The organism is Chloroflexota bacterium (genome assembly GCA_026708035.1).
Classification (GTDB): Bacteria; Chloroflexota; UBA11872; order UBA11872; family UBA11872; genus JAJECS01.
This window is the reverse complement of record JAPOVQ010000010.1, coordinates 36,440-53,224: the sequence shown is the minus strand read 5'-3', so window position 1 is coordinate 53,224 and position 16,785 is coordinate 36,440. Positions and strand designations below refer to the sequence as shown.

At 67.2% G+C, this 16,785-nt stretch carries 4 protein-coding genes and 1 pseudogene; 1 reads left to right on the top strand and 4 read right to left on the bottom strand.

What is annotated here, in order from left to right:
- Window positions 1-141: 141 nt before the first annotated feature.
- Window positions 142-10,851, top strand: coding sequence for a fibronectin type III domain-containing protein (locus OXG33_04025; GenBank protein ID MCY4113095.1), 10,710 nt, complete (start codon window positions 142-144; stop codon window positions 10,849-10,851).
- Between the two features lie 225 nt (window positions 10,852-11,076).
- On the opposite strand, the gene OXG33_04020 is transcribed toward OXG33_04025, so the two are convergent.
- The 4 genes and pseudogenes from OXG33_04020 to OXG33_04005 form a co-directional block, all read right to left on the bottom strand.
- On the bottom strand, window positions 11,077-13,626 hold the full coding sequence (locus OXG33_04020; GenBank protein MCY4113094.1) for a response regulator: 2,550 nt from the start codon (window positions 13,624-13,626) through the stop codon (window positions 11,077-11,079).
- 68 nt (window positions 13,627-13,694) lie between these two features.
- Window positions 13,695-13,865: pseudogene (locus OXG33_04015) on the bottom strand (ATP-binding protein).
- A gap of 896 nt (window positions 13,866-14,761) precedes the next feature.
- Window positions 14,762-15,727, bottom strand: coding sequence for an ABC transporter ATP-binding protein (locus OXG33_04010; GenBank protein ID MCY4113093.1), 966 nt, complete (start codon window positions 15,725-15,727; stop codon window positions 14,762-14,764).
- Window positions 15,728-15,732: 5 nt separating this feature from the next.
- Entirely contained in the window at window positions 15,733-16,632 is a 900-nt protein-coding gene (locus OXG33_04005) for an ABC transporter ATP-binding protein (protein MCY4113092.1), read from the bottom strand.
- Between the last annotated feature and the right edge of the window lie 153 nt (window positions 16,633-16,785).

The window sequence follows — 16,785 nt, the reverse complement described above, 5'->3', positions numbered from 1 at the left end:
CCGCATGTATTGCTTTTCACACCGATTGCGGCGAGCAATCGTTGATCAGGTCATCCGTTGCCGATCGGCAATGGAAACCGGTGACGCAGGGGGGCGAGCGAGCGTATGAGTGGACGGAGTCTGGGGGGCCGAGCCCTTCACGTGGCGGTGATCGCCTGCATTCTAGCCGCGGTGGCCTGGGCGCTTCTGGTGTCCTTCGCCCCGCCCGCAGTCGCCGCGCAAGAGACAACGACCGAATCGAACACGACTCCCACACCCGAGCCCACGCCCGAACCAACGCCTGAACCGACCCCCGAACCAACGCCCGAGCCCACCCCCGAACCAACGCCCGAGCCCACCCCCGAGCCCACGCCCGAACCGACTCCCGAGCCGACTCCCGAACCGACGCCCGAGCCGACGCCCGAGCCGACAGCCACACCCACGACGAAGTCGACGCCTGAGTCCACGGCCAAGACTGAGCAGCCGCCCTACTTCCCGGTCGCTTTGAGCCGATACGACTTCGACAAGGGCGAGGACATCGGCACGCAGACGCTGCCCGAAGCCGCCGGCGGGGCCGGTGGCTTCACTTACGCCCTGTCGCCGGACCCGCCCGCGGGATTGTCCTTCGACCCGGCCAGCCGCGGCCTCACCGGAACCCCGAGCGAGCGCGGCGAGCACTCCATGATCTACACCGCCACGGACGCGAACGGCGCCCAGGTCGCTGTGTCGTTCCGGATCGTCATCCGTGCGACGGCGCTCCAGGTGCAGGGCGCCTCCGCTCCGGAGAAGCCCGGCACGCCGACTCTGACACGGAAGACGTTCAGCGAGCCCACCGACCCGGCGCTGGACGTGACCTGGACCGCCCCGGCCAGCGGCGCGACTCCTACCGGCTACGAGGCGCAGTACCGCAAGAAGGCCGCGGAAGGCGACGATCCCGCGGAGTGGACGGCGTACAGCGGCACGCTGGGCGCCACGGCGACGAGCCTGACGCTGTCGGACCTGGAGGCGGGCGCGACCTACGAGGTGCAGGTGCTCGCGCTGAACAACGAAGCGCGCGGCCCCTGGTCGGACACCGGCTCGGGCCGGTCCAACCGGGCGCCGGCCGCGACCAGCGCGTTCTTCAATGGCGGCACCTTCTCGGTCGGCACCAAAGTTGACTACCGCGAGACCGGAAACGGCGCGCTGGGGGTCATGTTCGCCGACGCCGACGGCGACGCGCTGACCTATTCCGCCGCGGCGCAGCATCCGGCCTTGGTCGGGATCAGCCTGTCCGGCGCCGCCGGGCAGGCCCATTTACGGGCCACCCTGCTCAATCAGGGCTCGTCGAACGTGACCTACACGGCCACCGACCCTTACGGCGGGTCGGTGACCCGCACCGCGACCATCGGCATCACCGCGGAGGAAAGCCGGGAGATTGCCGAGAATTCCGCCGCCGGCGCGGCGGTCGGGAACCCGGTGACGGGGACGCCCTACAACGGTGTGGCACTTAGCTACACCCTGAAGGGCAACGCCAAGGACTCCGGAAAGTTCGTGATCGACTCGGCCAGCGGCCAGATCAGCGTGGCGCAGGGCGCGACGCTGGACTACGAGACCGACGATTCCCACCGGGAGACCGAGACCTGGAACGGCCAGGTGATCGCCAAGTTCTACCGGGGCGAGGTGCATTACACGGTCGACGGCCACGCTGCCGTCATCAAGGTCGACATCAAGGTGACGGATGTCGAGGCCGGCAAGCCCGGCGCACCGACGGTGAGTCGAACCGAGTACAGCGAGCCTTCGAACCCGGGGCTGGACGTGAGCTGGACGGCGCCGTCGTCGGTTGCCGGGGTGACGATCAGCGGCTATCAGGCGCAGTACCGCAAGCAGGCCGCGCAGGGTGAGGACCCCGCCGATTGGACGGCGTACAGCGGCGCGCTGGACGCCACGGCGACGAATCTGACCCTGGCGGACCTCGAGGCGGGGGCGACCTACGAGGTGCAGGTGCGGGTGCAGAGCAACGAGGGCGCCGGCCCCTGGTCGGACACCGGGACCGGCCAGTCCAACCGCCCGCCGACCGCGACCAGCGCACTCTTCAATGGCGGCACGTTCTCGGTGGGCTCAACTGCCGATTACAACGAGACTGGGAACGGCGCGCTGGGGGTCATGTTCGCCGACGCGGATGGCGATGCGCTGACCTATGCGGCCGCCGCACAGCATCCGGCCTTGCTCGGGGTCAGCCTGTCCGGTGACGCGGGGCAGGCCCAATTGCGAGTGACGCTGCTCAATCAGGGCTCGTCGAAGGTGACCTACACCGCCACCGACCCATACGGCGGGTCCGTGACTCGCACCGCGACCATCGGCATCACCGCGAAGACCAGTCGGGAGATCGCCGAGAACTCCGCCGCCGGCACGGCGGTGGGGAACCCGGTGACGGGGACGCCGTACAACGGCGTGGCGCTGAGCTACACGCTGAAGGGTAAGGCGAAGGACTCCGGAAGGTTCGTCATCGACTCCGCGAGCGGCCAGATCAGCGTGGCGCAGGGCGCGACGCTGGACTACGAGACCGACGATTCCAGCCGGGAGACCGAAACATTCAACGGCCAGGTGATCGCCAAGTTCTACCGGGGCGAGGTGCACTACACCGTGGATGGCAACGCCGCCGTCATCACCGTCAACATCAAGGTGACGGACGTGGAGGCCGGCAAGCCCGACGCGCCCACGCTGGCGCGCACGGAGTACAGCGAGCCGACCAACCCGGGGCTGGACGTGAGTTGGACGGCGCCTGCGGCCAACGGACTGACCATCACCGGCTACGAGGCGCAGTACCGGAAGAAGGCCGCCGACGGTGAGGAAGCCGCCGATTGGACGGCGTACAGCGGCGCGCTGGGCGCCGCGGCGACGAGCCTCACCCTGTCCAACCTCGAGGCCGGCGCGACCTACGAGGCGCAGGTACGCGCGGTCACCAGCGGGGAGGGCGAGGGCCCCTGGTCGGACACCGGCTCCGGCCGGGCCAACCGGCCGCCGCGCTCCACGGAAGCGCCCAACCTCCAACCTAGCTATGTCCTTCTGTGGGGCGGAGCCGACTCCGTCAGGACGCTCAACGACAAGTTCGCGGACGACGACAGCGACACGCTGACCTACTCGGCCTCGGCCCAGTATCCCGGCGTGCTCAGGGTCGGTATCGAGGGCGAAAACTCCGACAAGCTGCGGATCCACGTCCTCAATCCGTCGACGTCAACGGTCTCCTACGGGGTGACCGACGGGTACGGCGGCTACGCCTCGAAGACCATCGACGTCAGCGGCTCCGCCGAGGCCATCAACGGCGCGGATCTAAGCCGAAGCGTGCCCGAAAACTCCGCCGCCGGAACGGCGGTTGGCGACCCGGTGACCGGGACGCCCTACGACGACGGTGACGATCAGACCGACGATGCGCTGACCTACACGCTGACCGGCGAGGCGGAAACGTCGAACGCCTTCACCATTGACTCGGCCACCGGCCAGATCAGCGTCAAGCAGGGCGCAACCATCGACTACGAGGCCAAGAGCTCCTACACGGGGCGGGTGAATTGGACCGTCCAAGAGCAGGAAGCCTTCGCCGACGTCACCATTGAGGTGATTGACATCGAGGCCGGGGCCCCCGGCACGCCCACGGTGACGCGGACGGCTTTCAGCGAGCCCAGCAATCCGGCGCTGGACGTCACCTGGACGGCGTCGGACGCCAACGGCGCCACCATCACCGGTTACGAGGTTCAGTACCGCACGAAGGTCGTCGATGGCGCGACGCCCAATGCGTGGACGACCTACACCTACACCAACTCCGGCGGCGACGTCACGAGCTCGCTGCCCGCGACGGCCACCAGCGTGACGCTGCCCGACCTCGACGCGGGCGCGACCTATGAGATCCAGGTGCGCGCGCTCACCAACATGGAAGGTCCCAGCCCCTGGTCGGACACCGGGTCGGGCCATGCCAACCGGCCCCCGCGGTCCACGGAAGCGCCCAATCTCCAACCGAGCTACACCCTGTTGTGGGGCGGAGCCGACTCCGTCAGAACGCTCAACGACAAATTCGCGGACGACGACAGCGACACGCTGACCTACTCGGCCTCGGCCCAGTATCCCGGCGTGCTCAGGGTCGGTATCGAGGGCGAAAACTCCGACAAGCTGCGGATCCACGTCCTCAATCCGTCGACGTCAACGGTCACCTACGGGGTGTCTGACGGGTACGGCGGCTACGCCTCGAAGACCATCGACGTCAGCGGCTCCGCTGACGCCTTCAACGGCGCGGATGTGCGCCGAAGCGTGGCCGAGAACTCCGCCGCCGGGACGGCGGTGGGCGACCCGGTGACCGGGACGCCCTACGACGACGGCGACGATCAGACCGACGATGCGCTGACCTACTCACTGACGGGTGAGGCGGCGACGTCGAACGCCTTCACGATCGACTCGGCTAGCGGGCAGATCAGCGTCAAGCAGGGCGCCACCATCAACTACGAGGCCAAGAGCTCCTACACGGGGCGCGTGAGCTGGACCGTGCAGGAGCAGGAAGCCTACGCCGACGTCACCATCCAGGTGATCGACATCGAAGCCGGCACACCCGGAACGCCCACGGTGACGCGCACGAGGTTCGAGGAAGAGTCCAACCCGGCGCTGGACGTCACCTGGACGGCGTCGGACGCCAACGGCGCGAGCATCGTTGGCTACGAGGCGCAGTACCGCAAGCAGGTCGCCGACGGTGAAACTCCCGAGGAGTGGACGGCCTACACCGAGCCCATATCCGGAAAGGTAGTGGTGCTGAAGCGGGCCAGCCTTGCCCTAACCGATCGGGAGGCCGGCGCGACCTACGAGGTGCAGGTGCGGGCGCTCACGTCCAAGGAAGGCCCCAGCCCCTGGTCGGACATCGGATCGGGACGGGCCAACCGTCCGCCGGCTGCCACTGGGATCTACATAGCAGATCAAACTGGATTGAACGCGAAGCTCTATTTCGCCCCCAAGCGCTGCATGCCCGCTTTTTTCAGCGATCCAGAAGGGGATTCGTTGAGCTATGCGGTGTCCGTGGAGTATTCCGGCATAGCTCGCGTGTGGCTGGAGACTAAAGGTGGACAACAGTGCATGGTAGGCGGCTTCAATAATCCAGGTACGTCCATCTTCTACTACGAAGCACACGACGGATATGGGGGCCACCTCGTTCGCACCGTAACAATGACGGCCATTCTGAATGTGGCGCGGTCGGTTGCCGAGAACTCCCCCGCCGGCACGGCGGTGGGCGCTCCGGTCACCGGAACGCCCTACGACGACGGCGACGATGAAACCGACGATGCGCTGACCTACACGCTGACGGGTGAGGCGGCGACCTCCGGGGCTTTCGTCATCGACTCCGCCACCGGCCAGATCAGCGTCCAGGAAGACGCCAACCTGGACTACGAAACCAAGAGCTCCTACACCGGCAAGGTGAAGTGGACCGTGCAGGGCCAGGAGGCCGTCGCGAACGTCACCATCAACGTGACCGACGTCGAGGCCGGCCAACCCGACGCGCCCACGCTGGCGCGCACGGAGTACAGCGAGCCGACCAACCCGGGGCTGGACGTGGCCTGGACCGCTCCCGATGCCAACGGCACCACCATCGACGGCTACAAAGTCCAGTACCGCAAGCAGGTCGCTGACGGCGAGACCCCCAACGCCTGGACGGCGTACACCTATACCGACGCCAACGAGCGTGTCATCGTCATACTGCCGGCATCGACGCTGAGCGTCACCGTGCCGGACCTGGAAGCCGGCGCGACCTATGAATTCCAGGTGCGCGCGACCACTGCCAAGGAAGGCCACGGTCCCTGGTCGGCCAGCGGCGAGGGGCGGGCCAACCGCCTGCCGAATCTCACCGCCTGGTTCCTCACCGACTACACCGGGACGTGGGGCCGCGAGGTTGCTGGGAGTATCGGCAACGTCTTCCAAGACGCCGATGGCGACACGCTGAGCTACTCCGCCTCGTCAAACCTCCCCGGCGTAGTCAGCGTTCGCATGGACGGGGCAGACATCTACTCACTCATCCGCAATCCGGGTACGACCACCATCACCTACGGCGCGCATGACGCCTACGGCGGATACGCGTCGCGCACCTTCAAATTGACCGGAACCGCGAATGAAACCCGGAGCGTCGCCGAGAACTCCGCCGCCGGCACGGCGGTGGGCGACCCGGTGGCCGGGACGCCCTACGACGACGGCGACGATGCGACCAACGATGCGCTGACCTACACGCTGACCGGCGAGGCGGCCACGTCCGGGGCTTTCGTCATCGACTCCGCAACCGGCCAGATCAGCGTCCAAGAAGACGCCAACCTGGACCACGAGACCAAGAGTTCCTACACGGGCAAGGTCGAGTACACGGTCAACGGGTATGCGACGGCCATCAACCTGACCATCAACGTGACCGACGCCGAGGCCGGCAAGCCGGACGCGCCCACGGTGACGCGCACGCAATTCGACGAGCCGACGGCCCCGGCCCTCGATGTGACCTGGACGGCGCCCGACGCCAATGGCGCCACCATCACCGGTTACGAGGTCCAATACCGCAAGCAGGTCGCCGACGGCGAGACCCCCGAGGCGTGGACGGCGTACACGTACACCGACGTCAACGAGGCTGTCACCAGCAAGCTGTCGGCAGCGACGCTGAGCATCAACCTGCCGGACTTGGAGGCGGGCGCGACTTACGGATTCCAGGTGCGCGCGCTCACGGCTCTCGAAGGCGAAGGCCCCTGGTCGGACACCGGGGAAGGGCAGGCCAATCGACCGCCGACGACAACCGCGGACGCTCTGCAGGATCGCGAGATCGTGCGGGCCACCGAATTCAACGAGCCGATCGAGACCGGCTATTTCCTCGACCCCGACGGTGACGCGCTGAGTTTCGCCGCCTCTGCGGAGTACCCGGGCGTGCTCGGCGTCGGAATCTCCGATACGGACATCGGCTCTGGCGAAGAGGCGGCCACGCTCAACGTCGAAGGCATCAATCCCGGCTCGTCGACGCTTACCTACGGGGCGCATGACGGGTACGGCGGGTATGTCTCCCGCACGGTGACGGTCACGGTCACCGACTCCGTGCGCCGGTACGTCGGTGAGAACTCCCCGGCCGGCACGCCGGTGGGCGACCCGATAACCGGGACGCCCTACGACGACGGCGACGATCAGACCGACGATGCGCTGACTTACACGCTGACGGGCGAGGCGGCGGACTCCGGCAACTTCGTCATCGACACGGCCAGCGGCCAGATCAGCGTGGCGGAAGGCGCCACGTTGGACTACGCGACCAAGAGCTCCTACACGGGCCAGGTGAACTACACCGTGCAGGGCCGGCCGGCCGTGATTGACGTCACGATCGAGCTGACGCTCGCGTATACGGTCGCGATCGACCTGCCGGAGAGGTTCATAAAGCTGCAACCGCTCAACGTGACCTTCACATTCGGGACGGATGTGACCGGCTTCGACGCCTCAGACGTCACCGTTGAAAACGGCACGCTGGGGGACTTGTCGGGCAGCGGCGCGGTCTACACCGCCAAGGTGACGCCCGACGGCGAGGGCGATGTCACGGTCACGGTAGCGGCGGACGCGGCCGTCGCCGGCAACGGCGATCTCGCCCCGCGAACGGACACCTCCAAGACTTCGACGTATCTGTGGCTCAGGCTCGAAGGCCCCTCTGGGACCCGCTTGAGCTGGGACTCATTCGAGGTCGTGGCCACGTTCTCCCAGCCGCCCGGCGACGACTTCAGCTTCAGGCCTTGGAACTCGGAGACCCCCGTACCCGTCAGCGTCGAGGGAAACACCGCGACCTTCACCCTGACGCCCGAGTACTACGGATATCGATGGGGCACCTGGCCCTACCGAACCCGGATTTGGGTCAACTGGCGCGGGCTCGGGGCGTACTTCGAGGTCTACTCGGACGCCGATCGACCGCGCGTGCATCGCATCACCGGTCCGACGACGACTCAGCGTGGGCCCTTCGGCATACACATTCTGGTAACCGAAAACATTGTCGATTTCGCTGCGGATGACCTGACCGTCGTCAACGGACGGGTGACCGAATTCCGGCAGGTGGGCCAGTGGCGTTACGAGGCGGACATTACCCCCACACGCAGCGGACGGTTGACCGTGAATATTGCCTCCGGCGAGTTCGAAGACTACGCCGGATGGGACAACAGGGCGGCGCGGCAGTGGTCGGTGAACGTCGATCTCTCGCCGCCGGCGCCGGATCGTCCGTCGGTGACGTCGCCTTTGGCCAATGCCATGACCGTGCTCGACGTGGCCTGGACGGCGCCGGACACCGGCACCGGCCTGCCCATCGTCGACTACGACGTGGAGTATCGGAAGCAGGGTGACGACAGCTGGACGGACCGCCCCTTCACCAGCGCGGGGACCTACACGACGCTCACCGGCCTGACGTCCGAGACGGCCTACGAGGTCCGGGTGCGGGCGCGCAACGCCGACAGCGCCGGCGACTGGTCGGCGCCCGGTAGAGGATCCACGATCGGAAACAACAGTCCGCCCCAATTCGTCGCCCTGACCCGAGAGCGCTCGGTGCCGGAGAACTCGCCGGCGGGAACCCTGCTGGGCAATCCGATAACGGCCATCGACCGCGACGGGCACGCGCTCACCTACACCCTGCGGGAGGCGTCGTCCCTCTTCGCCCTGGACGCGGGCACCGGGCAGCTCAGCGTGGCCACGGGGGCGCTCCTGGACCACGAGGCCGGTGATTCCTACACCGTGGTCATCGAGGTCAGCGACGGCCTGGACATCACGTGGGCGGACGACGACCACAGCGTCGACGCCGAAGTGACGGTGACCATCACCGTGGTCGACGTGGCCGAGCCGCCGCACCGACCGGACGCGCCGCGGGCGGAGCCGACCGCCACGGCCCCCGCAACGTCACTGGACGTGGATTGGTCGGACATCGCCGTGCAAGGGGTGCCGGCCACGACCGACTACGACGTTCGCTACCGCGCCAGGGGGCCCAATGACTGGATAGACCACCCCTTCGACGGCGCGAAGCCTGGGACCGTCATCAGCGGCCTCGCGCCGGGCACGGTCTACGAGGTGCAGGTGCTGGCCAGAAACGATGAGGGTGAGAGCCCCTGGTCGGAAAGCGGCACCGGCATCACCGGGCCCGCGCTGCTGACCGCCAGCCGGGAAGTGTCCGAGGATGCGCCGGCAGGCGCCCCGGTGGGCGCCCCCGTCACGACCACCGACGCGCAGGGCCACACGCTCGCCTATGCCATCGTGCAAGACAGGGCGCGCCAGTCGAGTGATGAGCACGCCGAGTTCACCATCGACGGCGCCACCGGGCAGATCCGGGTGGCCGAAGGCACGCGCTTGAACCACTCGGTCGCGCATCAGCACACCCTGACGGTGCGGGCGAGCCACACCCAGCCGGGTCCGTCTGATGATCACATCGTCAACGCCATCATCACCGTGGTCATCGACGTGGTTGCGGTAGATATCCCGCCCTCAGAATCCAATGTCCCGCCAGACTTCGGAGGCCAACCCGGCGACCCCGGGACGATCCGCAAGGTGGCGGAGAACGCGCCGGTCGGCACGCTCGTGGGCGCCCCGGTCACGGCGACCGATGCCGACGGTGACGCGCTGACCTACGCACTGTCCGGCGCGGACGCCTTCGTCATCGATGCCGCCACCGGCCAGATTCGCGTGGCGGACGGCGCGGTGCTGGACTACGAGACCACGGCCTCCTACAAGGTCATGGTCAGCGTGACCGACGGCAAGGACGCGGCGGGCGAGGCGGACCCGTCGATCGACGCCACGGTGGACGTGACGATCAACGTGCTTGACCAGCTGCCGCCGGCCAAGCCGGCCGCGCCGGCGGTGGCGCCGTCGACTGCCCAGCCGACGAGCGTGCTGGACGTGACGTGGACGGCCCCGGCCAACCAGGGCCGACCGGACATCACGGACTACGACCTCCGCTATCGGGCGGTGGGCGCGGCGCAGTGGATCTCCCACACCTTCGTTGGCGTCGGCTACTCGGCCACGCTCCAAGGTCTGGAGCCAGAGACTTCCTACGTCGTTCAGGTGGCGGCGGCCAACGTGGAGGGTCTGGGCCCCTGGTCGGACGTCGGCTTCGGTCGCACGTCTTTGGCGGAGCCTGGTCAGACCGTGCCCGGCCCGACGCCTGCGCCCACGCCTGGGCCGACGCCGACACCCACGCCTGGCCCGACGCCGACTCCTGGGCCTCAGCCCACGCCCACGCCTGAACCGACACCGACGCCCGGGCCGCAGCCGACTCCCACGCCCGGGCCACAGCCGACGCCTACGCCTGGGCCGCAGCCGACGGCCACGCCTGAGCCAACGCCCACCCCGCAGCCGGACCTTTCGCCCACGCCTGGGCCCACACCCACCGCGCCGCCCGCCGGCGATCCGGACGACCCCACCAGCCCGAATGGCCCTGGGAACCCCGGCAACCCCGGTGGCGATCCGGGCAATCCGGGACCGGCGAGCCCGCCGGACGGTTCCGGCGATAGCCCCACGGTGACCACGCTGCAATCACGCGCCGCATCCAACGCCGAGGGACAAACGCGAGCCGGCTTTGGCGTGTACGCGCCCGAGCGAGGCGCGGCGCCGAATGCGGGATTCGCGGTGGCCAATGCGAACGTAGGCGTGCTGCCGGGCGTCGTGGCGTGGACGCCCGAAACGACCCTGCTCGTCAGCGTCACCTGGACGGGATTTCTCTCGGTGCTGGGGCTCCTTGCGTCGGTGCTGAAGTGGAAGTACCAGATGTCCCTTTGGGCGGCGATGCTGGGTGCCCTGGCGGCAGTATTCCTGTTCGTCCTGCGACGCAGGAAGAAGGACGACGACGACGAAGCGTCCGGGACGGTGGGGACGCTTCGACCGGCCATGTAGCGGTCGCCAAGGGATCGTGACCTTGGTGAGCGCGAAAGTCCGAGTTAGCGCTCAGCGGGCGCGGGGGCGCGGGAGTCTTCCCGCGCCCCCGCGTTTCACATGGTGTGGGCTTGCCCACGGGACCACGACGGCCAAGACTCCGGGTGTCCCGGCCGAGCAGTTCGCCCGCCTGCCCGCGGTCTAGGCGCTCCGGCACGGTCTGATCGGCCGGCGTGTCGAGAGCCGCTACGGCTTTGCCAGGCGGTAGCCGACTCCCGACTCGGTGAAGATGTAGACGGGGTCTCTCGCGTTGTCCCCGAGCTTGCTGCGCAGGCTCTTGACGAACGACCGCAGCAGCGGCTGATCGGCCGAATGGCCCGGCCCCCAGACACTTCGGAGCAACTCGTCGTGCGAGAGGACCCGTCCGGCATTGTTGGAAAGCTCCGCCAGCAGCTTGAATTGGGTGGGCGTGAGCGTGATTGGACGGCCCGCCTCTGTGACGGTGCGTTCCAGATAGTTGATGGTGAGGTTGCCAATGCGGAAGGGCTCTACCGCCTGGGCCTGGCGGTAGACGGACCGCTTGTGCAGCGCCGCCCGGATGCGTGCCACGAGCTCGGTTGGCGCAAACGGCTTGACCAGATAGTCGGCGGCGCCCATTTCGAAGGCTTGGGCAAAGTCCTGTTCCCGGCCGCGACCGGACAGGAAGATGACCGGAACTTCGAACACGTTGGGAATGCGCGTGATCAGCTCGAATCCGCTGGTGCCGGGCAGCATCAGGTTCAGCAGGACCAGGTGCGGCTGCTCGGCCTCGATGAGGCGGTCGAATTCATCCGGTTCGCTGGTGACGGTGACCGAGTAGCCGGCTTCCGAGAGAACATTGCGCACGTAGCGCAACACCTGGGGATCGTCGTCGACGGCGAGGACGCGTTCCCACCCGGCGGACGCTCCGGGCGCGGTCGCCGTGGCGGGGCTCGCGGACGGTTCGGCCATCGTGTCGACCGCGGGCAGCGTAAACGTGAAGCGGGTGCCCCGGCCCTCGCCGTCGCTCTCGGCCCAGATGCGCCCGCCGTGCGCCTCCACGATGCCGCGGCAGATCGCCAGGCCGAGGCCGGCCCCCTCGACTTCCGGACCATGCTCGAAGTCGATCCGCGAGAACTTGCTGAACAGGCGGGGGAGTTGCTCGGCTGAGATTCCCCGTCCCTCGTCCGCGACTCTCACGGCCACGTACGGGTCCTGAAGCGAGGCGGTGACGCGTATCGCGGACCACTCGCGCGAGTATTTCGATGCATTGGAGAAGAGGTTGTAGAGGACTTGGCTCGCTCGCTGGCGATCCAGCGGGATCCGGGGGAGGTCCGGTTCGACAGACACTGCGACGCTGTTCCGGTAGCCGCTGCTGAGGAAGGCGTCGCGCGCGCCGTGAATGACGTCGGCGACGTCCGTGGGTTCGGGCGCGACCGACAGGGTGCCGGCTTCGATCCTGGCCAGATCGAGCAGGTTGTTGATGAGGTCCCGCATGTGGTCGGCTTGTTCCTCGATGATGCGAAAGAACTGCCGCGTCTCCGCGGGGTCGAGTGGGACCGAGGCGCTCCGAGCGGTTGCGGCCGATCCCTTGATGGAGGTCAAGGGCGTGCGCAGCTCGTGACTCACCATGCCGAGGAACTCGGCGCGCAGGCGCTCCAGCTCCTCCAGCGGCGTGATGTCCTGAATGGTGGCCACGACCGACACAATCTCCCCGTCCTCCGAACGGATTGGGGTCGCGTTCACGAGCGTCGTCACCGTTTGGCCATCCGGGCGGTGAATGACGATCTCCTCGGCGCGCACGGTTTCGCCGCTGCTGAGGGCCCGAACCACGGGCACTTCACCGCGGGGAATCTCCCGTCCATCGATACGCCGAGCGCTCAGCAGCGAAACCATCTGCTCATAGTTCTGGTTCTGTAAGTTCATCCCGCCGGCCATGCGGCGCGCTTCTTCGTTGAACTGCACGATCTCCCGCGTCGTCGCGTCGACGACCAGCACCCCCACGGGCGAGGTGTCGACCAGGGCTGCCTGGTCGGCCTTCGCCCGCTGCTCGTCGCCGTAGCGCCGGGCGTTCGTGATGGCCGTTGCCGCCTGGGCGGCGAACATCTCGAGGGTCTCTTCGTCCTCGAGGGTGAAGTCCAGGCCGTGATTCTTCTCGCCGATGAATATCGTGCCGACCTGGTTGCCCCCCTCACCGATCTGAGCGCTCAAGAACGTGCCAATGTGCGGAGTGAAATCGGGAAATCCGGCCAGCTTGACGTGGGCCACGAAGTCCCGCGTGCGCAGGGGCTTCTGCAGTCCGCTGAGGTATTGCAAGAGCGCCGGGCCATCCGCGAACGCCAGCGTCTGCTCAATTTCGTCGGCGGTCATACCCGAGAAGACCAGGTCCTGGAACTCGCCCGAGTCGTCCATGGTGGTGATTGCGGCGTAGCGCGCCTCCGTGAGCGATCGCGCGCTATCGGCGACATCCTGCAGCACCGCCTCAAGCTCCAGGTGTTGACTGATCCGAAGGATTGCCTCGGTAAGCCGGGAAATCCGAGATCGTAAGCGCTCGTTTTCGGACCTTAAGTCTTCGCCATCCTGCAAGGCTGCACCTCGGGACGCTTGCCACCTCGCCAGCGACAGTCTGCCATGCCGTCCGTGGATGAACACGCCATATGGTTCTCGCGGTGTGATGAACCGCACAGAATTCACCGTCGCCGCAAGCTGCGCGAAGAGGTCCGCGTGTACCGGTGCAATCCGCCGTTGGTGCGGTGCGATTGACCGCACGCGCTTCATTACGGCCTGCCACTCGGACGACGTCTCGGCGTCGACCACCTATCCGCGACAGCGATTGAAGCTGTCGCTCACGAATTCAGGGGAAGGCGGATCGTGGCGGTGACGCCGTGTCCGGGCCCGTCGCTTGCCAAGGCGATTTCGCCTCCATGGGCTTCGACGATAGCTCGGGCGATGGCCGATCCCAAACCCGTGCCACCCGCCCCACGAGTTCGAGCCTGATCAGTGCAGTAGAAGCGGTCGATGGTGCCGGGGCGCAAGGCCTGGTAGAGGGAGGCGTTGAGCGGCGGCGATCCGAGGGGGCAGGCCGGCGGCGTCGAGCCAGCGGTCGAAGGTGTCCAGGCGCTCCTGGCAGTACGGCGCGGTGGACGGGGCGCGGGTGGCGCGGCAGTGGCGCAGGAAGGGCCGGATGGCCACGCGGAGGGCGGCTTCGGCGGGTGGGGCGTCCGGAGTTGTCATCTGATCGGGGATCGGCGAGCACGAATGAGAGTCCCCGAACAAATGACAACTGAAAAACCCGTGTCAGGTAGTCGTTGATCGGGATGGCGAGATTCGAACTCGCGACCTCCTGAACCCGAGTCACCTGCGCACACCACCCGGGGGACATCCAGCGCAACTCCGACGAAGCGGAGTTGGCAAGAGCGCGCGATGGAGTCGGGAATTCCCATTGCGGCAAGCACCGGTCACGCGATGATCGCTGCGCGCGATTTCTGGCTCATGCGGGTCGGGTGAATGTGTTTCCGGGCCCGCGGAGCCGACCAAAGTGACCGCCGGAAACCCTCCACACCATAATTTGATGCGTTTCGCTTGGGGTCCCCAGGTGGGTGCCACAGCGCTGGGAGCGAAATCCTTGGTTAGGACGAGGTCCCCGGTTCAATTCCGGGTGTGGGCTCCAGCACACGTTTACAGGTTTGGGAGACCGATGCTCGTCGCCTGCGGCGGGCCAGCCTGCCCTTTCACAGCGCATGTAGACACCTTAACCGTTGAGTGTCTTTTCGCCGATTCGCTAGACCCGCGCCTGCCAGGTCACTGAGGGCACGCCATGTGGCCTCCGCCAGCCTTCGCAGGGGCGGGCGGTCGCGATCATGTGGCCCGGGTGGGTGACGATCGTGACTCTGGTTTTGAGGCCCCGACTGGCCTATTCCGGGAAGTGGCACGCGACGCGCGCACCGTCGACCGGATCGAGCTGGGGAAGCACGGTGCGGCATTTGTCCTGTGCCTTCCAGCAACGCGGATGAAATGGGCATCCGGGCGGAATGTCCGCCGCACTGGGCACTTCGCCTGCTAGCTCTATGGGGACGTCGGTCCGCTGGCGGGTGCTGGGAACCGCCGAAAGCAGCGCGACCGTGTAAGGGTGCCGCGGATGCTCGAATACCTCGTCGACCGGGCCCGATTCGACGATCCGGCCCAGGTACATGACCGCGACGCGATCGCACAAGTAGCGCACGACCGCCAAGTCGTGCGAAACGAATAGCATTGCGAGATGCCGGCGCTCGCGGATTCGCTCCAGCAGCCGCAGGATTTGCGCCTGCACCGAGACATCGAGAGCGGAAAGGGGCTCGTCGGCGACGAGAACGGCGGGCTCCAGGGCAATGGCGCGCGCCAGGGCCACCCGCTGCTGCTGACCGCCGCTCAGCTGTCCCGGATAGCGGTCGCCGAGATCACTCGGCAGCCCGACTTCTTCGAGCACCCGGCCGACGTGGTCATTGACCAAGCGGGGAGCCACCACCCCGCCGGCCTTAACCGGCAGACTCACGATGTCACGCACACGGCGCCGCGGGTTGAGCGATCCGGTCGCGTCCTGGAACACCATCTGGATCGACCGCCGGTGCTCGTGGTTGGCGGTTCCGGAGCGAGCGCGCACGTCGCGACCGCGAAACAGCACGCGGCCTTCGGTAGCCGTCTCGAGTCTAACGATGATGCGGCCCAGCGTGGTCTTGCCGCAGCCGCTCTCGCCGACCAAGCCCAGGGTCTCTTCGGCGTGGATGTCGAGGCTGACCCCCGCCAAGGCGCGAAGTCGCCGCGCCGCCCCGAAGAAGCCCCGATGCGGCAGGTCGAAGACCTTGACCACGTCTTGAACTTGGAGCAAAGGCTCCGGACTCACGGCCATCAGTACAGGTGGCAGCGAACGGCGTGTCCGGGCTCCACGTTACGAGGCTCAGGATCCTCGATCGGGCATCGGTCGAAGCGCTGGGCGCAGCGGGGCTCGAACGCACAGCCGCGGCTTTCGACCGTCAGGTCGGGCGGGAACCCCTCGAGCGGAATGAGATCGTGGCGCTCGCCCTTGACTTCGGGCACACAGGCCAGGAGCGCCTGCGTATACGGGTGGAGGGGCCTCGCGAATAAATTGTCGGTGGCGCTAGATTCGGCAATCTTGCCCGCGTACATCACCAGTGTTTGGTGGCAGTTCTCCGCCACGAGGCCCATGTTGTGAGTAATGAACAAGACGGCCATCCCGAGCTCGCCGCTCAGGCGATGGAGCAGTCGGATGATCTGGGCCTGAATCGTGACGTCGAGCGCGGTTGTCGGTTCGTCGGCGATGAGGAGCTTGGGTCGATTGGCCAGCGCCATGGCGATCATGGCGCGCTGGGCCATCCCGCCGCTGAATTGGTGGGGATACTGATGCAGTCGCCGCTCGGCATCCGGAATCCCGACGCGCTGCAGCAGGTCCAGGGCGCGCTCTCGGGCCGCGCGGCGACCGATGCGATCGTGTTCGAGGATCGCTTCCTGGATCTGGAAACCGATGGTGAGCACGGGATTGAGCGAGCTCAGCGGATTCTGGAAGATCATGGCGATCTCCTTGCCTCGAATCCGGCGCAGCGTCCCGATGGGCGCACCGACCAGGTCGTGTCCCTCGATCAGCACCCGTCCGGCCACGATCTCGCCCGGCGGCCGGATGAGGCCAAGAATCGAAAGCGCGGTGACGCTCTTGCCGCAGCCCGACTCGCCGACAATGCCCACGACTTCACCGCGACGGATGGAGAACGACACGCCGTTAACCGCACGCACGAGTCCATTCTTGGTGTGGAATTGCGTGCGAAGGTTCTGGACGCGCAGCAGCACTGAATCGTTGTCGGCACGCTCGGCGGAATGGGCCGCCGTGGGACTCAATGCCGAGTCTGTCCCGGCCACTGTTCCAACCACTGGCATCACGCTAGCCCG